15 protein-coding genes are annotated in these 24,549 nt (G+C 59.3%); 7 read left to right on the top strand and 8 right to left on the bottom strand.

From position 1 onward, the window contains the following. Positions 1-660: 660 nt before the first annotated feature. Positions 661-1,755: a RelA/SpoT domain-containing protein gene (locus LB536_RS02510; RefSeq protein ID WP_224589998.1), complete on the bottom strand. Its 1,095-nt coding sequence runs from the start codon at positions 1,753-1,755 to the stop codon at positions 661-663. Positions 1,756-2,096: 341 nt separating this feature from the next. Between LB536_RS02510 and LB536_RS02505 the strand changes: the two genes are divergently transcribed. The 3 genes from LB536_RS02505 (at position 2,097) to LB536_RS02495 (ending at position 4,857) form a co-directional block, all read left to right on the top strand. Continuing rightward, entirely contained in the window at positions 2,097-3,164 is a 1,068-nt protein-coding gene (locus LB536_RS02505) for a cyclic nucleotide-gated potassium channel (protein ID WP_224589997.1), read from the top strand. Positions 3,165-3,214: 50 nt separating this feature from the next. Next, complete coding sequence (locus LB536_RS02500; RefSeq protein ID WP_224589996.1) at positions 3,215-3,379, top strand: hypothetical protein; 165 nt, start codon at positions 3,215-3,217, stop codon at positions 3,377-3,379. A gap of 320 nt (positions 3,380-3,699) precedes the next feature. Further along, positions 3,700-4,857: a porin gene (locus LB536_RS02495; RefSeq protein WP_224589995.1), complete on the top strand. Its 1,158-nt coding sequence runs from the start codon at positions 3,700-3,702 to the stop codon at positions 4,855-4,857. Between the two features lie 328 nt (positions 4,858-5,185). Here the strand turns inward: LB536_RS02495 and LB536_RS02490 are convergent, their stop codons facing one another. The 5 genes from LB536_RS02490 to LB536_RS31290 all read right to left on the bottom strand — a co-directional run bounded on the left by LB536_RS02490 (position 5,186) and on the right by LB536_RS31290 (position 14,459). Then, the gene (locus LB536_RS02490) at positions 5,186-6,862 is read right to left on the bottom strand and encodes a tetratricopeptide repeat-containing sulfotransferase family protein (protein WP_224589994.1); all 1,677 of its coding nucleotides are present in this window, start codon (positions 6,860-6,862) and stop codon (positions 5,186-5,188) included. A gap of 149 nt (positions 6,863-7,011) precedes the next feature. After that, positions 7,012-9,354: a mechanosensitive ion channel family protein gene (locus LB536_RS02485; protein ID WP_224589993.1), complete on the bottom strand. Its 2,343-nt coding sequence runs from the start codon at positions 9,352-9,354 to the stop codon at positions 7,012-7,014. A 326-nt stretch (positions 9,355-9,680) separates the two neighbouring features. Then, positions 9,681-11,090 carry an adenylate/guanylate cyclase domain-containing protein gene (locus tag LB536_RS02480; protein WP_224589992.1) on the bottom strand — a complete coding sequence of 470 codons (1,410 nt, stop codon included), beginning with the start codon at positions 11,088-11,090 and terminating at the stop codon, positions 9,681-9,683. A gap of 270 nt (positions 11,091-11,360) precedes the next feature. Then, positions 11,361-14,273 (bottom strand): glycosyltransferase, encoded by a 2,913-nt coding sequence (locus tag LB536_RS02475; RefSeq protein WP_411966523.1) that lies wholly within the window; start codon positions 14,271-14,273, stop codon positions 11,361-11,363. A 6-nt stretch (positions 14,274-14,279) separates the two neighbouring features. Then, positions 14,280-14,459 carry a glycosyltransferase gene (locus tag LB536_RS31290; protein WP_224589990.1) on the bottom strand — a complete coding sequence of 60 codons (180 nt, stop codon included), beginning with the start codon at positions 14,457-14,459 and terminating at the stop codon, positions 14,280-14,282. A gap of 445 nt (positions 14,460-14,904) precedes the next feature. Between LB536_RS31290 and LB536_RS02465 the strand changes: the two genes are divergently transcribed. From LB536_RS02465 to LB536_RS02450, 4 genes are read left to right on the top strand one after another with little or no spacing between them, the layout of a single operon-like run. Continuing rightward, positions 14,905-15,570, top strand: coding sequence for a hypothetical protein (locus LB536_RS02465; RefSeq protein WP_140808326.1), 666 nt, complete (start codon positions 14,905-14,907; stop codon positions 15,568-15,570). A 7-nt stretch (positions 15,571-15,577) separates the two neighbouring features. After that, positions 15,578-18,637, top strand: coding sequence for an OmpA family protein (locus LB536_RS02460; protein WP_224589989.1), 3,060 nt, complete (start codon positions 15,578-15,580; stop codon positions 18,635-18,637). 11 nt (positions 18,638-18,648) lie between these two features. Next, positions 18,649-19,143: a Rab family GTPase gene (locus LB536_RS02455; RefSeq protein WP_224589988.1), complete on the top strand. Its 495-nt coding sequence runs from the start codon at positions 18,649-18,651 to the stop codon at positions 19,141-19,143. 3 nt (positions 19,144-19,146) lie between these two features. Beyond that, positions 19,147-20,217 (top strand): adenylate/guanylate cyclase domain-containing protein, encoded by a 1,071-nt coding sequence (locus tag LB536_RS02450; protein WP_224589987.1) that lies wholly within the window; start codon positions 19,147-19,149, stop codon positions 20,215-20,217. 128 nt (positions 20,218-20,345) lie between these two features. Here the strand turns inward: LB536_RS02450 and LB536_RS02445 are convergent, their stop codons facing one another. Together LB536_RS02445 and LB536_RS02440 are read right to left on the bottom strand one after the other, a co-directional pair. After that, positions 20,346-21,026: a redoxin domain-containing protein gene (locus LB536_RS02445; protein ID WP_140756757.1), complete on the bottom strand. Its 681-nt coding sequence runs from the start codon at positions 21,024-21,026 to the stop codon at positions 20,346-20,348. 19 nt (positions 21,027-21,045) lie between these two features. Next, positions 21,046-24,345, bottom strand: a complete 3,300-nt coding sequence (locus tag LB536_RS02440) for an adenylate/guanylate cyclase domain-containing protein (RefSeq protein WP_224589986.1) — start codon at positions 24,343-24,345, stop codon at positions 21,046-21,048. Positions 24,346-24,549 lie beyond the last annotated feature (204 nt).

The following is a 24,549-nucleotide window of genomic DNA, read 5'->3' as shown; positions in this document are numbered from 1 at the left end:
TCAGGCAATCGCGATTGCGCCCAGTGGCGTAGAAAAATGGAGCGAGTGAAAGCGCAACGTCACATTGCAATTCGACCGATGCAGCATTCGCGGCGGCAAGACGTGCAGCCCATCGGACGGGAAGAGGCGATTAGCGTCGTCAAGGGGCGATTCCAACGGTTCCGCCTCGTAACCATCGTCGGATCAGGCGGGATAGGAAAGACCACCGTGGGGCTTAGCGTGGCGGAACGCTTGTCGTCGTCGTACGAGCACGGCTTATGTTTTCTGGACCTGGCACCGATTTCGAACCCTCAAGCGCTGCCCTCGATGCTGGCTTCGCAGCTCCGTCTAAATGACACATCCGGTGATCCCGCCATGCATCTGGGCGCGCATCTCCGTCAAAGGCGTATGCTGCTGGTGTTAGACAGCTGCGAACCGGTTCTCGACGCCGCGGCTCGGCTTGCGGAGACCTTGCTCCGCGAAGCGCCGGAGATCGGTATCCTTGCTACATGCCGTGAGGCGTTGCGCGTCGAGGGGGAGAGCGTCTACAGGCTTCCGTCAGCCTCAACGTCAGCGTAGCTGAACAGTTCGCCAGTTCGATCGTCGCCCCCGCGCACTCGTCACCTCCGAATCCCTTCCGAACCAGTGAGTCACCGCTGCGGTCCGGTGGCGAGTGCCTTTTCAACAGTCTGCTAGACTGTATTCGATATCCGCCTTTCCCGTGCAGATGGATTTCAGATTACGGACAAATAAGGAAACGTTCCCGAAATAATTCTGGTACATTTCAACAAGTTTTTCAACTTTATCTACTTCCACCAAGGCAGACGTTACATCAATACCCCTTAGCTCGATTTTTTTCTCTATCTCCTCCAACGTCAGCGCGCCCAACATAATAGTTCTGAATGGTTCTATGGTCACGTTATGATCTTTGCCATATTGCAGCAAATAGTATCGACATTTTTCCGTCTTCTGGACGAAGTTATCTGAGTAGAGGGTAAGATTCTTGATGTCTTCTAGAATGCTTGTCGCACCTATACGCGTGTTGATATCCCGCAATTCCCGCACTCGGTCATCGTGATCCGGAACACCGATAGGAACGGGACACTGCTCAACGTACGCGAATTCCGCCGACATAAGCTGGAAAAGGCGTAGCCAATCCTGCTCGCCGTTTCCGTGCTTCAAATCCTGGCGCCGGAATAGCCCGACAGCCTCAACTGCAGTTGCCCATGAGTGCTGAAGTATGGTCCGAACTTGCAATTCGATGCGTCGTCCCTCGAAAGCCTCAGTGTCGGCAGCTCTGGGTCGGTACTGGAAAACAATATGGTGACTTCGATAGCCGTCCGGCTTCGGCTCATCGATATAGTCAAATTCCCGAGAGTGTATCTCGTGGGGGAACGTGTCTCGCATCGATGCGAGAAGCATGCGAACACTTTTGATGTCGGGCATGATCGCTCGGCAGCCGCCGATATCGTTCATGGTGTCCAAATTGGTGGTGGACTCTCGAAGCTTCCGACGAATGGATGCCATGCGCTTCGGACGCGATGCCATGTCGCCCTTCAATCGCAGGGCTCGCATGTGGTGATCGACAGAGAACCGAACGCTCCGCATCGGCAGAAAGTGCGAGGCGCGCCAGCTATTGGCGATTGAGAAGATTTCGAGTGCGTCAACATACTGGCCGGCAGTGATGTCTCGTCCGAACTGCATAGGTTTTGCCAGTCGGTCGCCTGCCTTGCGAACGGCTTTCATGCTGTATTCAAGGCGCGGGTACTTAGTCATTGGACCCATATCGTCAAGGTAGGCCGCCTCATTCTGGACTGGCGGGACTACCGCAAGGGAATCGATCTCATGGATCGTATCTCTTTGTGTACGCGAAGTCCGCTCAGAGCGGCTGGGATCGAAGCCGGAAGCCCTCGACAGTGCCTCCTCGAGTTGCGCTGGCGCTGACCTCACCGGCTCCTGCAGCTCGAGCGCATGCGACGTCGGACCATGCGTCTGTTCACTTTCCCGGCCATCTGAGTTTCACCGTTGTGATGAACATCGCAGCGCAAGCAAGCACCTTTGCGCTTGCCTTGAAGGCATCCTATTCTGGAGGAATAGCATCCGCTCGTGGGCACAGAATGTCGGTACTGCCTTTCCTGAGAATTTACGCGCCGCTCAACGCGGTGCTGGCTGCGCCTGGGCTGCTGGCGGTGGCTGCGCTCACGATGCCGGACATGTCCGGACGAAGCAGGCTGGCTCTGACTGCCGTGCTCGCGGTCATTTGGGGCGCCTATCTTCTGCAGATGGCCGAGACGTTGTTCAAGCGCTGGGCGGGAGACCTTCGGGACAGGACGCCGGCAATCGCCGTTGATATGCTCGCGGTTTTGGTTCCACTCGCCGCATTTCTGCTCGTCGGCACGCCCGACCGGAACCTCTACTGTGCTGTCTGGCTGCTGAAACCGCTGCGCGACTCGACTTTCTTCCCGGTACTGGGCAGGGTGCTGGCCAATGAAGCGCGCAACCTGATCGGCGTCACCACGCTCTTCGGCGTCGTTCTGTTCGGTGTCGCGCTCGCGGCCTATGTCATCGAGCGCGACATCCAACCGGAAAAGTTCGGCAGCATCCCCCAGGCAATGTGGTGGGCGGTGGTCACGCTGTCCACCACCGGTTACGGCGACGCCATTCCGCAAAGTTTCGCCGGCCGCCTCCTTGCCGGGGCGGTCATGATGTGTGGCATCGGCGTCTTCGCACTCTGGGCCGGTATTCTTGCCTCCGGCTTCTATCAAGAAATCCGCCGCGAGGATTTCGTCCGCAATTGGCAATTGGTCGCCGCCGTGCCGTTGTTTCAGAAGCTCGGCCCGGCCACGCTGGTCGAGATCGTGCGCGCGTTGAGACCTCGTAATTTGCCGCCGGGCGCCGTGATCTGCCGCAGGGGCGAGACTGGGGATCGGATGTTCTTCGTTGTGGAGGGCCGTGTCAGCGTCGCGACGCCACACCCGGTGGAGCTTGGCCCCGGCGCCTTCTTCGGCGAGATGGCGCTGATCAGCGGCGAACCGCGCTCGGCGACCGTCAGCGCCGCAACGGCGGTCTCCCTCCTGTCGCTGCACGCGGCGGATTTCCAGATGCTGTGCAGCAGCAGCCCGGAAATCGCGGAAATCATCCGCAAGACCGCGCGCGAGCGGCACGGCGCGGCACCGACGGCTTGACCGTACCAGGTGTTCGCCAGGAGGAGGACGCGGATCCGGAAACTGACGCGATGTTCCTTGATGTCGTTCCAGGTCAGCCCGAGCGCTTCGCCGAGACGGCAGCCGAGCGCCGGCACAATCAACAAGGCTGCGTCTTTCTATGGAAAAGTTTGAGCGCGCCGAACATCGGCCTTTCCTCGGATGCGGCGACTCCGCGGCAATTCCCTGGCGGATGACTCCAGGCCTTGCCATGATTCCGTCGGCCTATCGCCGGATTCGGCCGGAAACAGGCGGTTGCGGCGGGCCCGATAGTTAACGAGAGCTTTCTGAGTGAGGCCAAATCGTGACGTTTCTGCAACACAGGTCGGGGATAGCAGCCGAACTGTCCTTTCGCCGGTACGATCGTTGTTGAACGCCGCCGGCTCATGGGTAATGTCGAATCCGAAGGAGCGGCGCGGTGCGCATCTTTTTCGGTAGTGGGGATGGGGCAGGGAACGCTGTCCTTCAGCAAAGAATACCCAGACCCGTTTTTTAACTTTTGACTGGAGGTCAGAAAATGAACATCAAGAGCCTTCTCCTCGGCTCCGCTGCGGCTCTGCTCGCAGTTTCCGGTGCGCGCGCCGCCGACGCCGTCGTCGTCGCCGAGCCGGAACCCGCTGAATACGTCAAGATCTGCGACGTCTACGGCGCTGGCTACTTCTACATCCCCGGCACCGAAACCTGCCTGCGCATCGGCGGCTATCTCCGTTACGACATCGGCGTCGGCGACGTGGGTTCGTTCGACGGTGCGACAAGCGCCGATCACGAGGACGGCGGCAGCAACGACACCTTTTACAAGCACGCTCGCTTCTCGCTGAAGACCTGGACCGGTCAGGAAACCGAACTCGGTACTTTGAAGACCTATACCGAGACCCGCTTCAACTTCCAGAACAACAACCGTGACTCGGGCAGGTTCACATCGCTCAATACTGCTAGCAACGGCGGTGGCGGCAACACCGTCTCGCTGAACTTCGCCTGGATCCAGCTCGGTGGTCTCCGCGTTGGTAAGGACGAATCGGCCTTCGATACGTTCATCGGCTACGCCGGCAACGTCATCCAGGATACGTTGGTTCCCTATGGCGGTTTCGACACCAACGTCGTGCAGTACTACTTCGACGCTGGCAACGGCTTCTCAGCCGTCGTCTCTCTCGAAGAAGGCTCGGGCTCCGACACGATCGACAGCTACGTTCCGCATGTCGTCGGTGGTGTGAAGTGGACGCAGGGCTGGGGCGCGGTCACTGGCGTCATCGCTTACGACAGCAACTATGAAGAAGTCTCCGGCAAGGTTCGGTTGGACGTCAACGTCTCCAACGAACTGTCGCTGTTCATCATGGGCGGCTACGGCTCCGACAACAACCTGACGGACAACACCTGGGTGTTCCCGGCTGGCGGTCGCGGCTTCTACAAGCCGTGGAGCGGCAATTGGGCAGTCTGGGGCGGCGGCACCTACAAGTTCAACGAAAAGACCTCGTTCAACCTCCAGGCGTCGTATGACGAAGGCAAGAACATCGGCATCGCCGCGAACGTTGCCTATGACATCGTTCCTGGCTTCACGGTCACGGCCGAAGTCGACTACTCGCGTCTCGGCGACGACTCCGTGTCGAACTGGACCGGTATTTCTCCTGGACATAACGACGCAATCGGCGGCATGCTTCGCTTCCAGCGCTCGTTCTAACAGGCGCTGCCTGATTGAAATCGGAAAACCCGGCGGGCAACCGCCGGGTTTTTCATGCCGTCTGTGTGGAACTTCGGACAGCCGATGGCATGGCCGCCCGCCCACGCTTGCAGACGTGGAAGAACAATCCTCGCAGCGAAATGAAAAAAGGAAGCCAAAACTGCTTGGCAAGCGACTCTTCAAACGGCGGCAGGCTCTGTGGCCAGGATACGCCGGCGGGACAGGTGAAGCAACGCGGCGTTCAGCCTGAGGAAACCCTCGCGGCGCAAAGCGTACGCCGGCGGGATAGGATGCAACCTAACATGCGCTCAGCATCAGGCACTACCGGTCAAACCTCAGCAAGATCGCCCAAGGCTTCGATCAACGGCTGAATCTCGCTTTCGTAATTCTTCCAACGCTTGACGGACGACGTATAGATCGGCTGGCGGACCTGCCAATTGCTGTAGGTGTTTACGGAGCCGCCCCTGTCAAAAAAGCGCAGGCAGGCATCGTCCCACGGCAATCCGAGATAAGCTATGAGCCGGCGTGACTGCTCCTCCTGATTTTCGATCAACGTCTCGTAGCGATTTTCGAAAATACGACCCGGGAAAACCTTGTCCCAATGCCGCATCAAGCGATCATACTCCCTGTAGTAAAGCCCCAGCGTCTCAAGATCGGCACTGTAGCTGTGGGCTTTATTGAACTGCAGGACGAAACAGGAGATGCAATTGTCGATGGCGTCGCGACGGCAATGGATGATGCGCGCTTTGGGGAAAAGAAGGCCAACCAGGCCGATCAGCTCGAAATTGTGAGGCATCTTGTCAACAATTCGCAGCGAGTCGGGAGCCCGCTCGCGCAGATACGCAAGGTGCTCTTCGGCCAAAGTCCTGGTCAGATCCGGAGTCATCATCGCGATTGATTGATGGAGGTTCGCGTTGGAGCGGTCCGCGACACCGAGTCCATTGGCTATTCGCCTGAGTTTGCTGAGCTCGCCGGCGCCATGGACATTGGGGTGGCTGGCACAGATCTGCTCCGTCAACGTCGTGCCCGAACGAGGCATGCCGACGACGAATACAGGCGCCTCCGAGGGATTGCCGTACGCGGCTCTTGAAGCGACCAGTTCCGGTGTGAAGGTTTCGATCATGCCATCGATCCAGCGACGGTAGGATTGCAGATCGAATGTATGGCCCCCGGCTTGATTCCCCTTCTTGAAGTGATCCATCGCCTCCTTATAGCGACGGAGGTCGTTGAGAAGCTTTCCCGCGGCGTGATGGAGCGCTGCCGCTCCATCCGGCCCATGGCCCGGGTCTTGAAGCTCCGTCAGGATTGCCGCGAGTTCTGGCGGCTCTTCAGCGAATTTGCGCGTGCGTACAAGCGCATTATAAGCATTCGGCACCGCGATGCGCCGATCTATTGCCTCTCTGAGACGAACGGCGGCTTCGTCCATACGGCCGAGGCTTGCCAGCGCACGAGGCAGCCCCAACCGGGCTATGGGATGATCTCGGTCGACCCTGAGCGCCTTCTCAAAGAGCGGCAGCGCCATTTCCCCCTTGTCAAACGCATTGTATGCATCGCCCAAGGCGCAAAGCGCTTCCACTAGATCCGGCTTCAAGTCCAGGGCGTACTGAAGGTGCCTGATCGCCGGCGTAAATTCGCTGAGCTTCAAATAGGTCTCGCCGAGGCTAAGATGGTAGTAGGGGTTCTGCGGATCCTCTGCCACCGCCCGAGCGAAATACCGCAGTGACTTTTCGTCATCGAAACCGAGTCCTAGCGTTCCCAGGATATACAGGGCCAGCGGATGGTTTGACCTGTGAGCCAGGACCCTGTGGCACAGTTCCTCAGCCTCGGACAGACGTTCGGCCTGCTGCAACTCGAGCGCCTGCCGTAAAAGCAAGTCGTCGGCGTTGCCGCGGTGGGGGCCTGCCTTGGACTGCGCTTTGAGTGGCGCAGCCTTCGGTGATGCCGCCTTCGGCGAGGGTTGGGTCTTGAGGTGCTTTGCCCATGCGGGCGGCAATCGGTTGCTCATCCTGTCTGGCTAGCAAAAGGGGCTTGGAGAATCCAGCCTCAATAGCCGTTTTGCGCAGAGCGCTGGCGTGGCCCCATCGATCTGCCCATTCTTCCGGATCGAGCCTTATCGGATTTCCGCTCCGGTCGGTCCGGTGACGGCGCTCTTTCCTATTCCGTTGCGCCAGCCTTTTTTCTGCGACGTGTGTGCGATTGCGCTGCGGCCATTTTTAACACGGGTGTGATGTCCACCGGCGCATGCTCTGCCCCATGTGGGTTCTGTAGCCCCTGCACCTGGACTGTCGGAAATGGGAGTTCGATGCCCTGCTCCTTGAACACCTGACGGAGGCGTACATAGAATTTGCGTTTCATAGCGAAGGCGCCTCCCGGTCTGGTCGTGGCCTTGACCCTCAATACGATGCCGTACTCGCCGAACTCCTGTACGCCCTGCATCTTGATCGGGTCGAGCACCCAGTGTTTGAACTCGGGATCTTCCGCCAATTCGAGGCCGATCCGCTTGATCAGCTTGCGAGCGAATTCGATATCGGTGTTATAGCCGACGGTGATGTTGAATTTGTCGATAACCCAGTCACGGCTCTGGTTCTGGACGGCCCCGAGTTCACCGAAAGGTATGGTGAACAGCGGACCTCGATGGTGGCGCAGCTTCACCGAGCGCAGCGAAAAGCTTTCCACGGTACCCTTGTAATTGCCCGAGGAAATATATTCGCCGACGCGAAACGCATCGTCGAGCAGAAAAAACACGCCCGAAATGATGTCCTTGACGATGGTTTGTGCCCCAAAGCCCACCGCCACGCCGACGACGCCAGCGCCAGCGATCAGCGGGCCGATCTCGATACCCATTGAGGCGAGCATCATCAGCACCGCCATCACGATGATCGATGCGAGCAGAATGTTCTGGAGGATCGGCAAGAGCGTGTGCAGCCGCGCCTGCTGCGGATCGAGGATCGGGACCTCTTCGTCGCTGATCACAGGGTGCGGTGTTTCGATGCCCAGCTTTCGTTCGATCAAGGCTTTGATGATCGACCAGCCGAAATCGGCTGCGAGGGCAATGACCACGACATTGATCAAGCCGCGCAATATGAAGGTCGTCGTCGTATCGCTGTCCCGCATGGATTGCATGTTCAGACCCCAGACACGCGCGAGAAAGTAAGCCGCCGCCAGGATGAAAATCATTCGGATTCCGCGATCGATGACAGCGATCGTCACCGCCGGGATCGTAGGCCGGCCGAGATCTTCCGAACCTGGCCGCAGGACGAAATTAACCCCGCGTTGCGTCGTCACGATTGCCAACGGCAGGAAGAATGCGGCGAAGGTAAGCCAGAAGTATCCATAAAGGCCGGCGATGCGCTGCAGGAACAGGACGACGAAATAAGCCGTCAGTAGCCATGTCGCTTCCGTGTGAACGCTGTGGCGCGCACCGACTCGCTGTGTTCTTGGCCGACGCCAAATGGCCAGCAGCAAGAGCAGCAGCAGCACGAAATCGGCGCCCAGCGACAGGACCATCATTCCGTCCTGATCGATGCCGAGACCTGGCAAGAGGATGAACGCGGCGCCGAAGAAGGCGAAGACGCCAACGATCCGGGGTAGCCAATAGGACCAATGGTCAGCCGCTTCGTTGGTGATCGGCAAAGCACGAATTTCGACGGCGTTCTCGACGTTCATGAAGGAAGGGACGAGCATGGCCATGACGTACATGCGCACACCCCATGTAACGACCGCCGCCATCAGAAATGTCAGTACTATCTCGCGGATAAGCATTGGCCAGTCGAACAGCATGAACGCGCCGGCGCTGCCCAGTGCGAACGAGACGATCAGCGTGCTGGAATAAAGCATGCGACCACCAATCTTCTTGACTCGCCCAATGGGCGTATCCTTCGGTTGCGCAATAATCCAAAGGCGAAATGGACGGGTCAACTTATACGTTGCCCAAGTGAGCGCCAGGCCGGCTGCGATGAACACCGCGATCAGCATGATTATTCCGGCCGATCCCTTGCTGGACATATCCTCCATGGTCTTTGCGCGAACGTGCGCGAACTGACCGGGCAGCAAGGGCAAAGTTTGTATGATTCTTTCGATATGATGCTTGATCCGATCGAGCGTCGAGGATGCCATCGTATTCATCTGGCCTGGTGCGGCCACGGCGTCGGACGATGCGTCGGCCGGAGAAGCTCCTGCCTTGGCAGGCGCTCCCGTTGACCCGGCGTCCTGATTTCGCTGTTCGGCCACCCAGGCCTTCACTGATGGATCGTCGAGAAGCTCGAATAGCTGTTTGACCTTTTCAGGCGGGACGGTCGCCGGCGCCTGCGCCTGTGCCGGACCCGCCAACAAGAGGGCCATCCCAACAATCAGCGCCCTGGCAACCAGGACGAACGTCCCGCCAAGGTATCGGAGACGTTGTGCCGGGCGCGCCAGGTTCCTGGTTCCCAACCGTCGAATCATGAGTGGCATCGTGCTGTTAACCTTCCGGTCAAAATCGGCAAACAACGACATCATCTATGCCGCCAGTGCTCCTACGTTGAAGAAGCCGATGTTGTGGTACAAGAGTCCATCGTTCAAGCTAGACCATTGCGTAGGGTCTGGTCGCGCAAATCCGTCATGGGATCCGCAATTCAAAGACGCTGGGCGTCACGGGGCTTCTGGTAGAGCAGAACGCATATCCCGTTGGGGCATCACCGTCCGAGGCTATGTGATGGAAACTGGGTGCATGACCATGCAGGGCCGGCCAAGGAACGGATTGCAGACAAGCGCATAGGCGCTGCCTATCTGGGCTCTGACACAGCTGTACCCGTGAAGGCAGCCGTAGGCATCACCGTGTGCGTCTATCCCCGCATAATGCGATAGACAGTCGCATCGCCCTCCACACCTCGAAGAGGCGCATCAAACGCGACGATTCCTAGGCCGGCAAGCAGGTCGCTCACGCCCGGCGCGGAATAGAGCGCTTCGGAGATGCAAATCTGCCCGGCTTCCGCCAGTGACTGCACGCGTGCGGCGACATTAACGGTCTGGCCGAAGTAGTCGAGGTTCTCGTTGAGCGTGACGGCGATCGATGGACCGCAGTGGGCACCCATCTTTAGGATAATACCCGGCCTGACATTGTCGCCATTGAAGCGATCGATTTCTTCAAAGATGTGAAGAGCGGCCGAAATCGCGTCCGGTGGCCGCGAGAATACTGCCATCACCGCATCTCCGATCGTCTTTACAACGGCGCCGGAATGCTGGTGGACCGCAGCATTGAGAAGCGCGAAATGCTCGCGGACGAGGGCATAGGCGTTGAGATCGCCCAGGCGCTCATACATGGCGGTGGAACCCTTGAGGTCCGTAAACAGGAAGGTGATCTGCCGGATGCCGAGCCCCTCCTTCTCGTCGACACGCTCGGAACGGAAGAGCTGGCGGAAGGTTTGCCGCGCAAGCAGAGCCCCGCCGGAAACATATGGATCGAAATCGAGCGCCGGTTTGGTCTTCAACGCGACAAGCTCGGGCGGCCAGTTGATGAGAAGCAACGCGCCACGACCGGTCCCCGTATTCGCAACCTCAATGACAACCGGACCGGGCGGCACGACCGGCAACGCCGGCAAGAAACGCTTGCCGTCATAGTTGATCTTAAGAAGTGTCGGTGCCGACACCGGATCCCCTAATATAGGTACAGCGAACGCAGCCTGTGTCTGCACGTTCACGCCCGACAGGGATCCGGCATCGAGGTCGGCGCGCAGCATTGTCGTGGTGCCCGGAGGCAGGAACGTCATGCCCCGCACCAAGCCTCGCAAAAGGTCCAGAAAGCGGACGTCCTGCCCGGGCAGCCGTCCGTCATTGCCAAAGCGTAGCTTCCAATGAAAATCCTCGACAGAGAGCGTCTCGGGCTCGTGGAACGGAAGCCGCCGCAAATGGGGCGATACAGAGAAGGAGACCTCGATGAAGTCGTCGAGGTCGGTATCGCCCGATACGTCGCACAGGCCGCAGACGTAATGGGTCTGCAGCGTGCGCAGGGCGCCGAAACTGTCGAGCACCATCCCGGACTGGGGACAGAGCACGTCCCAGCTCATATCGAACAGGCCGCAGCGAGCCGCGTGAAGGAAGAGGTCGATTGCTTCAGGCTCGGCGATTGCGCGGTCGCGGGCGAAGGCCAGCGGATTGACCCGATACAGCGCAAGGTCGTCGCCGCTCCTGATAAGCGTTTCGAATTTTGAGATGACGCGCGGGCTCCATGCTCGCGCTTGCTCGATCTCGGTCATCTTGCGTTCGAGAAGACGATCGTTGACCACCGGAACAACAGCTCCACCCGTTTGCCCTGCGGCAGCTTACCAAAATTCGGCCCCGATGCGAATGGATGGAAATCCTTCGTCTGTCTCGAGCCTTAGGGCGGCACGTGCCACGCTGGTGCAGGTGCTCTGAACGTCGGCATAGGGCCGTCACGAGCGTAGGACCGCAAGGTCACGCTGCGAAGTGTCTCGTCGATCTTGCGCATTGTGAGCGGAAATAATGAAACTGACAAAGCTCACCGTTCAATTGAGCACGGCCTCGACGGTGGCAACAAAGTCATCGAGCGAACGATCCCCACGAATCTCGATGCGTGGAAGGTCGATGGGATCGCTATCAAGGTCCGCCGGCCCGTGTCTGCCGCCGAAGCCAATCCGATAGCCGGACTCCTTGGCCAGCCCGCCGAGCCGTCGGTCGGTGACGGAGAAGGGTGCCGCGAACGCCGAGATTGGCCGGCCGGTCCACCGTTCGATGAACATCCGAGAGCGCAGGAGCTCGGCCGCCAGGTCAGAGCTCGAAAGACCATCGATAGCGCGATGCGTCGCCAGATGGCTTCCGAAGAACGCACCTTCGGCGGCGAGACGTCGCACCGTCGCGGCGTCCATAAGTGGCGCCGGCGGACCGCTGACGGCGTCCCACTTTGCACTTTCACCCACCAGGTCCGTCACCAGGAACACTTCCGCGGTCAGGTCGTGCGCACGCAGAATCGGCCAGGCATGGTCGGCAAAGTTCTGAAAGCCGTCATCGAAGGTGATGAGCACCGGGCGGCCAGCGAAAGGCTGACGGTTGGCGACGGACCATTCCAGCTGCTCGGACATGATCGCGTGAAAGCCGTTTGCGCGCAGCCATGCCATCTGGCTCGCGAATGCGGCGGGCGTGAGCCGGAAACGGGCGAGCGCGGCCGGACCTTCATCGGCGACGCTGTGATACATGAGGACAGGGATACGTTGCCGCCGCTCGCTGCGCGCGACGTCGCGGCGCAAGACCCGCGCCCCGCCCCAGACGATATTTCGCGCAACCCCGATTCCGATGGGTGCGCGGACCGGCACATGATCAATCACCGGCTCCGTCGCCGTGTGGTCCGGCGACAGGCGGCGGAAGCGATCTATGCGATAGAGTTCGGTCTGGATCGATTGCGCAAGGACGAGGCCTTCGGTCTCTGCCAGGGTTTGCGAGATCGTTTGTGCACCGAATGTGTTCCAGTCGAAGCCCGTCCTTTCAACATTGTCGCGTAGCACGAATGCGTGTGCGTTGATGAAACTGCCGCCAGGCGCCAATGCCTCAACGAATTTCTTGGCGATGCGACGCAACCCGGCGAGATCATCCAGGTAGTAGAGCACTTCCGAACAGACGATCAGATCCATCTCACCGGGCAGCGTGTCCGCAAAAAAATCCAGGACGCCGAACTCGACATTCGGCTGGTCCGAGCAGCGCGCGCGCGCCCGTTCGATGGCTACGGCGGAAATGTCGGTTGCGGTCAAATGGCCCACCAGCGGCGCCAGTTGTCGCGTGAAATGGCCCTCCGCGCAGGCCAGCTCAAGCGCTCGTCCGATGGGACCGGCCGGCAGAATCTCGAGCTGGCGCTCATACTTTTCCTGCTCGTAGGGCGAGCTGTAATTCCAGGGATCCTCTATCGCGAAATAGCGATTCCAGAACAAAGTACGATCCTTGTCGTGGCCATCCGAGGCCGGTGCACGGCGCGGCGCCGGAATAGGCTGCGTAGCTTCGGCGCTCGACCGAACCAGTTCCCGCGCTTCCGAGACCAATCGCGCGAGTCTGCCGAAGTGGCTGTCCGGATCAGGCCGGCGTTCCGCTGTGGTCGACAGTGCCTCGGCTGCAAGCGTGTTTGACGTGTCGGCACCGTCGTCCTTTTGCGGTGCGAAATTCAGGATCAGTTCAATCCAGTGACGCCTTGTCACTTTCCCGAGTACGCCGAACTGCACGACAGCTTCGATCTGGCCATCCATCATCAGGTAGGCATAGATTTGATCGATTCCTTCCGGAAGCTCGGTCGAGGTTGGATTTCGAGCGTCGACACGAATTCCGAGTGTCCGCGCCAGCCTGCGAGGTGCGGCAAGATCATCGGCATCGAGAAGCATTTGCTCGAGATGGTACTGGACGCGACGACCCGCGACCGGATCGCCCCAGACCTTGCCGAGTTCGATGATCAACTCGGTGAGGGCGCCGCCAAACCTGTTCCATCGGGCAGCCAAATGCGCTGGCACCGATAGGCTTCCTACCATAAGGCCATCGAAGGCCACCTTGGCGATCTCACGCGCCCATTTGCGCCCTGCCGGGAGCGCGCGCACGGATTTCGGGTCGATCGAGCCCCCGCCGCGGCCGCAATCAGCTGCCGCGATCCACAGCGCGAACCACGCCAGTGCCTCGGAAGCGGTGCGGCCGTCCGCCGAGGTCGCCCCATTGGCATGCGCCGAAGCTGGGTGCTTGACCCTTGGGTCGGCGGAAAAGCCGCGGGCGATGACGATTTCCGCGTCTGCCAGCATCTGCGTCGAATTGCGGGTGAGCGAGTTGGAGCTTGCCCGATAAAAAGCGAGCGGCTCGTCGACCATCACCCAAGGTTTGCCTTGACGTGCGACGCGCTGCCACAAATCCCAGTCCTCGCAGGTGCGCAGCGACACATCGAAACCGCCCAACTCGACGATTGTTTCCCGGTCGACCAGCAGCGCGTGAGTGGCGATGGCACATCGGCGGGCGAATGTTTCGAAGGGCTGGATCGCGATCTCGGGGTCGATGCTCGACGGCGTGAGTGCTCCATCGGGCATCACGCGCCGCGAACCGCAATAGGCGGCCACCGCATCGGGAGCGGTTTTCAGTGCGGCCAACATTTTCGTAAGGAAGCTGGTATCCACCCAGTCGTCGGCATCCAGGAACATCAGCCAGTGGCCGTGCGCCGTCGAAATCCCGTTGTTACGCGCGCCGGCGGGGCTATTCGCGCAAGAACTCAACGTCCGAAATCGGGCATCCTGTTCCACATAAGCGGCGATGATCGCGGGGGTGCGGTCCGTGGAGGCGTCGTCGACGATGATCGCCTCCCAATCCGCGGTTTCCTGATCGAGAAGGCAATCGAGTGCGCGCGTCAGCGTTACCTCCGCGTTGTGCGCAGGAACTACGATTGAAACCAATGGATTATGCGCCACGTTGTCTTACCCGCGCCTGGTTCGTAAGAGGTAGTACAAGTTGCGTCGATCTTTGTCGGCGCAGGCCGTCACGATCGACACCGATCCATTCGACCCATCGTCCACCACGACTATATCCACTATCTGGTAGGTCTGCCGGCGGCTGCCGGCATGCATTGCGCCGATGCTTTGCTCGACATTGAACATCGGTACCACACCGCCTTGCGGTAGCATTCTGGATCATCGAGCTTTCGTTTTCTTCGGCAAGAGTCGGCGAATGTCAAAACCGCATAACGGCATCGGATGGCAGCACTGCCCTGTCAAGATCGGGGCGAATTAGGGGCAAGAAAAAAGACTTGAAGACAGGCTTGAATGGCAAGCGCTCATGCCCGACGCCTTAGAGTTGCGGCCCTCGGCAAAAAAGATAATCGCGGCGAAGACGCGAGCGCAAGCTGATCCGGATCGACCACTCGGAACCGCGGCCGAATTGCGAGCGCTGCAGTTGCTTGATGATGGATCCAAGGCGCTCGAAATTTACGCGCGAACCGGCTTAAGCCGAAAAAATTCCGGCTTGCGAGCCCGGTATTTTGCTGACATCTTTATAAGTTGCTAAATTAGTACGGTGGCTGCTGTTTAAATGAAGGGTATAGGGATGGCCAAGGAATCTTCGAGTACCGCTTCTCCGGCAAATAAAGCGGACGCAAATCTGACAAGTAATGCAGACGCAAACGGGCTGGCCTTCATGGCGGGCCAGGCTCGCGAGAGCGGGACCCCCGGCGACGCTGTAGGTGTCGACAAGATACGTGATCTGCTGTTCGGCAACCAGATGCAGGACTATGACCGCCGCTTTTCCAAGCTTGAAGAACGGGTCTTGCAGCGCTTCAAGGATGTCGAATCCGAGGCCAAGCGCAATCTTGAAATGTACGAGTCAAATGCGAAAAAGCAGGTCGACTCGCTTGCGGCGCAATTGCGGAACGAAAAAGACGCGCGAGCCGACGCCGACAAGGAGATTGACCGGAATCTTCGCGAGCAAAATCAAGCGCTTGAAAAGCAGGTGCGCGCGTTGTCGGATCAATTGAACGAGCTTGAGCGCGAAATTGCGGACCGGATAAATCGAAACGATCATTTGCTGCGTGAGGAAATCAAGCAAAAGAATGAAGGCATTCAGATGCTGATGGAGAAAATGTTTTCCGATCTCGGCAACGTCAAGACCGACCGAAATCTTTTGGCTGGCCTGTTTGTCGAGGTTGCAAAATGTCTGAATCAGGATCCCGTCGGCAGCAAGACCAACTCGGAGCGTAGCTGGAAAGTGAGTTGATCGGAACTTGACGTCGACCGTCGACCCAATCAGCCTTCCAAAAAAAACAGCCTCGAACGATACAGAGATTGATCGCGAGGCTCTGGCCCGTCTTTTGATCGAAATTGCCCGGAACGTTGATCCGGACTACCGTGCGCGTCTCGGCGGAGTTCCAACCGCCGATCCTCGCATGGAAACGCTGCGCCAGTTGCTGGTCAGCCGCGAAATTTCGGAGCTTTCACGAGTTACGCATCTGCTCGACGAACCGGAGCAGCTTGCGGCAGCAGTGGGCGACGTGCTTCCCAGTGCGGCCGCACGAGCGCCTCATGCGCAACTCGGCGAGGCCCTTGCGCCAGCTGTCGAAAGGGCTGTGCAACGGTCGATCCAGAAGAGCCCGCGTACGCTGACGGATATATTATACCCGGTGTTTCTGCCAGCAATTCGCAAGTCGATCGGGGAAAAGATCGACCAGACCTTTCAGTCGCTGAATGAAACTTTAAGACATATATTTACCTGGCATGGGCTCAAGTGGAGACTCGAATCCTGGAGGACTGGTGCTAGCTTCTCTGAAGTTGTACTGAAGCATTCTCTTATCTATCGTGTCGAGCACGTCTTTCTCATTAATCGCAATTCGGGTCTTTTGATAGCGCATGTAACTGCGGACAATGCGACGAGCGAAGATCCTCAACTCATTTCTTCGATGCTTAGTGCAATTCAAGATTTTGTGAAAGATTCATTTAACGAGAAAGAGCAGAGCGGCCTGGACACAATTCGTTTTGGCGACCTTCGTCTCTGGTCGGAAGTTGGACCGTTTGCGACCCTGGTTTCGGTGATCCGAGGAAATCCGCCAGAAGAACTGCATGAAATAGTTCGCGATGTATTGCTTCGTATCCATGAGGAATGCTCGCAGGCTTTAGTGGAGTTTGACGGGGACAGTTCGCAGTTGGCCGGCATAGAGGCGCAGTTGCGGACCTGCGTCGAGCTGAAGCAGGAGGAGTCAAACGAGGGTTTTCCGTGGCTGGTGGTGGCTCTGGCTCTGCTGCTTTTGAGTCTGGCAGGCGGTTGGTTCTTTCTTTCCTGGCAATCCGGGCAGCGATGGCAGGCCTACGTGTCGCGACTGGAGACCCAGCCGGGCATCATCGTTGCCGAACAAGAGATACGCGGCGGCCAATTTTATATTGCCGGCCTCAGAGACCCGCTTGCCGCCGACCCGCAGTCGCTGTTGTCTGGAACGCAGGTCGATCCAGCCCGGGTTCATTCGCAGTGGCATTTTTATCAGAGCCTTGAACCGGAGTTCGTGTTGAAGCGCCTGACGGCGTCGCTGGCTCCGCCGGACTCAGTACGACTTTCGATCGTAGGGGATCGCATCGTTGCCGAGGGTGAGGCTCCCGACACCTGGATAGATCGGGCGCGCGCAGCGGCCCGACAGCTTTCGGCAGGCGGACCGGAATTCGACATCTCCAAGGTTCGTGATGTGAGCCCCGAAGCACGCGCGGCAGAGCACTGGCAAGCCTATGTGTCGCGACTGGGGACCCAGCCGGGCATCATCGTTGCCGAACAAAAGATACGAGATGGCCAATTCTACATTTCCGGCCTGAGAGACCCGCTTGCCGCCGACCCGCAAGCTCTGCTGTCCGGGACGCAGGTCGATCCCGGCAGGGTCCATTCGCAGTGGCAATCCTATCAGAGCCTTGAGCCGGAGTTCGTGTTGAAGCGGCTGACGGCGTCGCTGGCTCCGCCGAATTCAGTGCGGCTTTCAATCGTCAATGATCACATCGTTGCCGAAGGTGAGGCTGCTGCCACGTGGATCGACCGGGCGCAGGCCGCCGCCCGGCAGCTTTCAGCAGGCGGGCCGGTATTCGATATTTCCAGGGTCCGTGACCCCGAAGAACGCGAGGCGGAGCGCTGGCAGGCCTATGTGTCGCAACTGGAGACCCAGCCGGGCATCATCGTTGCCGAACAAAAGATACGCGACGGCCAATTCTACATTTCCGGCATGAGAGACCCGCTTGGCGCCGACCCGCAGTCGCTGTTGTCGGGAACGCAGGTCGATCCCGCCCGGGTTCATTCGCAGTGGCAATTCTATCAGAGCCTTGAGCCCGAGTTCGTGTTGAAGCGGCTGACGGCGTTGCTGTATCCGCTGAAATCGGTTCGGCTTTCGATCGTCGAGGGTCGCATCGTTGCCGAGGGTGAGGCTCCCGACACTTGGATAGATCGGGCGCGCGCAGCGGCCCGACAGCTTTCGGCAGGCGGACCGGAATTCGACATCTCCAAGGTTCGTGATGTGAGCCCCGAAGCACGCGAGGCGGAGCACTGGCAGTATTATGTGTCGCGACTTGAGGCCCAATCGGGAATCATCGTCGCCCAACAACGGACGAGCGGCGGACAATTCTACATTTCCGGCCTGAGAGACCCGCTTGCCGCCGACCCGCAAGCTCTGCTGTCCGGAACGCAGATTGATCCTGCGCGCGTTCATTCACAGTGGCAATTCTATCAGAGCCTTGATCCGAAGTTCGTGGTGAAGCGGCTGACGGCGTCGCTGTCCCCGCCGAAATCGGTTCAGCTTTCGATCATCCAGGGTCGCATCCTTGTCGTGGGTGAGGCTTCTGCCGGCTGGATCAACCGGGCGCAGGCCGCCGCCGAACAACTTTCGGCGGACGGAGTGGTTCTGGATGTCTCGCAGCTGCGTGAGCTGAACCTTGCAGACCTTAATTATTTGAGAGAAGCCATCCAGGCGACCGATATTTTCTTCTCTTCCGGCAAAGTTGTGCCGGGACCGGAGCAGTTGCCGGTTCTCGACAGGTTGGCGGATCAAATAAAGGAATTCGCCCAAGATGCCCGCAAGTCAGGCGTAACAGCACGGTTCATGTTGACCGGGCATTCGGACACCACGGGCCGTGAGACGGCCAACGCGTCGATCAGTGCGGCCCGCGCCGAGACAGTTCGTGCGCTTCTCAACAAGCGCGGCGTCGCTCCGGAACTGCTGCTGGTTCGGGGCGCGGGCACTTTTGAGCCGCTGGTGCCAGAAAATAGTCAAACCGGGAGCTCCACCAATCGCCGGGTCTCGATTTCGGTAAACCTGGACTAGCGGGGCCCAAGATGTTGCAAAGAAAGATATGCATGCTGGGCGGGTTCTCTGTCGGAAAGACGAGTCTGGTTCGCAGGTATGTGCAGAGCATCTTTTCAGAAACCTACTTGACCACGGTGGGAGTGAAAATCGACAAGAAGAGTGTCGCGCTCCCGGACAAAACCGTGGATCTGATTTTGTGGGATTTAGCCGGTGAAGACGATATCGGCTCATTCCGCGTCAGCTATGTGCGAGGTGCAACCGGGCTTGTGCTTGTCGTCGATGGAACGCGCCCTGCCACTCTTGCCGTGGCGCTCACGCTACGGGAACGGGTCGAGGCCGAATTCGGCGCCATGCCGTTTGTATTGCTGTTCAACAAATCCGATCTGGCCGATCGGTGGGCAGTATCGGATAGTGAGATTGACGAACTGAGGCAACGTGGATGGCAAGTCTATCTAACAAGTGCGCTTTCGGGTGAACATGTTGATGATGCGTTTCGTCAACTTGCTTCGATGGTAACCAAATAGACCATGAATGGATTGCCAAAAGAAGTTGAAAGTTGGATTTTCAATTTCTTCTACAATGGCAACTCTGTCGCATATCTGAAAATCGACGCCCAGCTTTGCATAGCTGCTAAGGGCGGTAATGTTGAGCACTACGGGCTCTCGTCGCTTCGCATTGGCGAGCCTGTTGCCGAGCAGCTTGAATTCATGGAAGGTTTGCTGCCTTGCCCGGAGCTTCCGTTTGACATTGCCATGGTCGAGCTGCCCGGCGGGCGTGTCGCGGACCTTCATTTTTTTGCTGACAATGCCTGCGTGTGGCTGCTCTTTCTTGACGCCACTGCCGAACGCGACAATAGGCAGCGGCTTCAACAAAAGGCTTATGAAATGACACTCCTGCAAGAGAGGGAGCGTCAACTCAACGAGAAATTACAATCGACGAACGAGGCGTTGAGGAAGAGCCAGGAGGGATTGGCGCGTGAATACCAGCGCGCCGAAACCCTGCTCCTCAACATTCTTCCGGCGTCGATCGCGGAGCGGTTAAAAGCGCACAAGAAAATTGCTGACAACCACGCAGAAGTGAGTGTGCTTTTTGCCGACATAGTCGGTTTTACGGAACGAGCGCGGAGCGTCGGAGCCGTGACGACGCTCGCTATTTTAAATTACTTCTTCAAGGCGGCGGATCGGCTCTCGGAACGATACGGCTGCGAAAAGATCAAGACAATCGGCGATTGTGTGATGGTGGTCGCTGGCCTGCCTACCGCGCGATCCGATCATGCAAAGGCCCTCGCGCGCTATGCACTTGAGTTGCGCAAGGCGGTTAAGCGCGAACGCTTCGCAGGAGAACCGCTGACACTCAGAATTGGAATTCACTCAGGCCCAATCGTCGCGGGCGTCATAGGCAAGAGGCGGTTCGCCTATGACCTGTGGGGCGACACTGTTAATCTCGCCTCGCGTATTCAAACGTCCGCGGAGCCCGATGAAATCCGTATTTCGGATGCAACTCGCCAAATGCTTGGGCCAAATTTTGCTTGCGACCCACTCGAGGAAACGGAATTGCGTGGTACAGGTCGTGTGCGAATGTGGCGGCTCCCGGCCTGATTTGCCGCGCGAAAGTGCCGACCCTGGGCCCGCGCATCTCAAGCCCTAAGCTGTAACGCGAAGTTTTGACCCGATGATGACCTTCATTGTCCGCATTGCAAATGGCAGCAATGCAGTCTTCCGACGGTCTATTGGGCGACTTGGGACACGGCTGACATCAGCTCCTGCGGGCTCGCCGCCCCAAACATATATCGTCCACCTTCTGGAACCTCCGTGAAGCTCCAGCGAACGATCCCCTGCCGGTCCAATAGGAACTGACCGATCAGTTGTCCGTGTCCCGTCGCCATCATCTGCGCGTCGGCTTCGGTCACTTCGTAATTGTCCTTCTTGTCGAGGAATTCGCTGGCCGCAAAAGGATCCATTGGACCGGGCAACTCGCCTGGTATGTCGACCCGCATATCCTTTGCCGCTGCCATCGAGACCTTGTACGGCCAGTTCGTCTCGTCTTGGGTGAATTCGAGATTGGGCAGTCCAAAAGCACGATGTGAAGCGCGTTCAGGGTCGGAGGCCGCAAGCAGATTCGGCATCGGGTGGTAGCGGAAATAGAGACGCGCCCGTTCGATCGGCGTGTTGACCACCGTCAGGCTCTGCACGCCCTTTTCACGCAGCTCCGGATCGAGCCGCGCCTGGGCGGCGATATGGCGCCGGCAAAACGCACAATGCAGACCTCGAAACAGGCCAACCAACACCGGCTTTTGTCCGCGAAAGTCGTCAAGCGCGATCTTGCCTTCCTGGGTAATGGCGTCGAGTACCAAGTTCGGCGCACGGTCGCCCGGTTGAAGCGGTACCAAGTCAATACGCGCGGACATTTCGGACCTCCAACCCCGGCTAATCGAGAAAGGGCAGCACCACAAGCGCTTCCGGGTCGAGCCCGTGCTGGGCGCATATACCCTGCGCCAGGGAAAAGTACCGTTCGGCCTCAGCCAGATTGTCGAGGTCGAGATTAAGCGTTGCGAGACCATCATAGCACGGAAACAGCAGTTGGGGTTCGCCCGTTTCGCGGGCTACGTCCAGTGCTTCGTGGAACAAGCCAACGGCCAGTTCCGGACGGCCGTTGCACTGGTGGATCTGCCCAAGCACGATCAATGGTACCGGCAGGTGCTCGCGCTGGTCGAGCGCCCGGTCGATCTCGATGGCCTTCTCGGCAGCAGGCACGCCCTCCGTTGGGCAGCGATCCGTGAAAGTACAACAAGCGACCGCCAGATTGGCGAGAAGGCGCGCCTGGAAGCCCAAATCACCAATATGGCGCGCGACTTCAAGACCGCGCCGGCAGACCTCCATCGCCTTTGCCGGATCGATGGTCGTGTAAAGCACGCCGAGATTGGTGTAGCCACGGCAGGCCGCGCCCAGCAGACCGGCGGCTTCGGCCAATTCAATGCTGTGCTCGACCTGACCCACGGCTTCACGGTTTCGCCCAAGGCGAGCGAGCGCGACAGCCTTGGTATTGAGGGCCTCGGCGGTCACAAGAGTGGCCTCACGCCCTACCTCGGAGACATGCTCCGTTGTCAGAGTGCGTACGCAATCCAACGCCGCGTCCGCCCATTGTGCCGCGAGAGCGTGATCTCCGCTCCGGAACGCCTGTCGGCCACGTTCTTCCCAGAGATGCGCCTGCTCGATCGGAGCATCCGCTCCATCGAGGAGCGCTGCCGCTTCAGCGTAGCGGGATTCTGCTTTGTCCCGCTTGCCGACGTCCCAGAGCAGCCGACCGATCTTACGCAAAATTCGCGCCGACGCTACGCGATCGGCCGACTCGCGGTATGCCTGCAACGCCGCCTCATAGTGGTGGTGCGCGATCTCGCGGCGGCCCGCCGGGCCGCTCAAATCGGCAATGCGCTCAGCAATCGTCAGTTTGAGCGGTGTTTGCCCGGTCGCCTCCAACGCAGTCAATGCTCGCTCGTAGAAACGAAGGGCGTCGTCGTTGGCGTATATCATGCGAGCGCGATCGCCGGCCGCCTGCAGGTAACGCGCGCCCTTCTCCCGCTCGGCGCTCTGGGCGAACTGATGACCGAGCACGGTCAAATCCTCGAGCCGTTCCGGATTATTGCCGCACAGTTGCTCCAAGGCAGCACCTATCCGCCCGTGGATTTCGGTCCGGCGTTGCAGGAGCAGATTCTGGTAGATCACGTCCTGCAGCAAGGTTTGCGTAAAGCGGTAGCTTTGCGACGAGACAGAGCCTGATCCGGCAACTTCCTCGATGATTTCCGCATCGCAAAGCAGTTCGCAGCCGGCTTCCAGCCGGGCGGGGTCGGCTGTCACGGTCTTCAGAAGTGTGGCATCGAAGCGCGGGCCGATTACCGCGGCTTCCTGGGCCAACCGGCGCACCTCTTGTGGCAGCCGGTCGACGCGAGCAAGCAACATTGCCTGGATAGTGGCGGGAATGTCGGTTGCGACTTCGCCTGCCACAGTCCGCCATCGCTGGCCCTCGCGCATCAGTACACCGCGATCGATAAGGCCGCGAACGATCTCCTCTACAAAAAGAGGGTTGCCGCCCGCTCGCTCGAGTATCTGATCGACGAGCCCTCCTGCGGAGCTTACCCAGCTCTCGCCGAAAAGCGCCGCCAGCAGGCTGCGTCCTTCATCGCTGTTGAGCGGCGAAAGCCTGAGCGCCGTGTGACTGACCCGACTTGAGTCGAGCTGTGCGCTGTCCGGCGCCGAGCGATGCGTGACCAGTACCATCAACCGCGTGCGATCCAACCTGTCCATCACGAAACGCAGTGCCTCGAGCGAAACGGCGTCGGCCCAGTGCAGGTCTTCGACGACGATCAACAGCGGCGACAACGCAAGCCGCCGTTCGATGATGGTACGGACCGCGTAGAGAATTTGCCGCCGTAGCTGCTCGGGTTCGACATGCTGCAAGGTGGCATCGGGGTCGCCAAGGCCAAGCACATGGTAGAGCAAAGGCATCAGCTGGTTCGCCTCCTCGCCCCGCAGGCCGAGATCGGCAAGCAAGCCTGCGAGCTTCCCCCGCATTTCGTCCCCATTGTCGTTTTGCATTATCCCGGCAGCACTGCGCACCACTGCACCCAAAGCGCCAAATGATTGTTCGCCCAGCGGTGAGCACGTGGCCTGTCGCACGGCGACGTTGCGGAAACGATCCTCGTCGCCGACACGGGCGACGAACTCCTTCACCAGCCGCGATTTCCCGATGCCGGCTTCTCCGACGAGGCGGACAAGTTGGGCCGAGCCGCCGCACGCCTGATCCAGGCTCGCCAGCATTCTATTGAGCTCCGCAGCACGACCTATCATCGGCGCGCTGAGGCCGAGCGCCTCGAGCCCACGCGCTGCACGCGGCGCCGCAAGCGGTGCATCCAATCGATGGACGAGCACACTGCCAGCCTTGCCGCGAAGCACGACATCACCCATCGACTCGTAAGAGAAGGCATGCCGGGTCAGTCTGTGAGTGAGTTCGCCTACCAGCACTTCACCCGGTGCGGCCAGCGATTGCAGGCGTTGCGCTGTATTTACCGTGTCGCCGGTCACCGAATAGGATTTGGCGGTGCCGATGCCTAATCGTCCAGTAACGACCGGACCAGTGTTTATGCCGATGTGGAGTAATAGAGGCGAGCCGGCGTGGGGGGTGCTTTTGCCGAGCCGCGCCGTCCGGGCGATCATGTCGAGAGCGGCGCGAAGCGCACGTTCCGGATCGTCCTCATGCGCGACCGGCGCACCGAACAAAGCGAGCAATGCATCGCCGATGAATTTGTCGACGAAACCACCAAAGTTTCGCACGGCCGCCGTCAATTCCTTGAACAGTTCGTTCTGCAGCGTTTGCATGACCTCGGGGTCGAGCTGCTCGCTGAGTGTCGTGAAGCCGCAAAGGTCGGCAAAGAGGACGGTTACCGTCCGGCGATCGGCGTCAGAGATGGGATGCAGCCCTTCGTCGCTATCGATGTTCGCAAGCAGCGACGGAGTTCGAGAAGGCGGCACAATGGTTCGGCTTGGTGTCGGAGCAGGCCGTTCGACGGCTTTTGCAGGCGCACCGACGCTTGCCCCACATTTCGGACAGAACTCGAAATCAGGTGCGCAAGGATAGCCGCAACTGGCGCATGGCACGGGCTGGCGCTTGCCACACTTCGGACAGAAAGCATAACCGCCCTCAATCTTGAAACCGCAGCCTGCGCAGTCCATCGAACCAGACCTCACTAGGGGCCGTGACGGCGTGATCTCCCTACGCACTTCACGGCCAGGGTATTCACAAGCATGAACCGATAGCCGTCGACCGGCAAGCGGCAGCGCAAATGGGCATCGCGATCGGGTGGGGCCCGTGGCAGCGCGAAGCCAATTCGGGTTTCTGCGTGGCTGTCGGTTGCGAAAGTTCCCTCTTGGTTCGGT

It is taken from the genome of Mesorhizobium sp. ES1-3 (assembly GCF_020164795.1).
Classification (GTDB): Bacteria; Pseudomonadota; Alphaproteobacteria; order Rhizobiales; family Rhizobiaceae; genus Mesorhizobium.
Note: the sequence above shows the minus strand (reverse complement) of the source record. Positions and strands in the feature narration are given on the sequence as shown.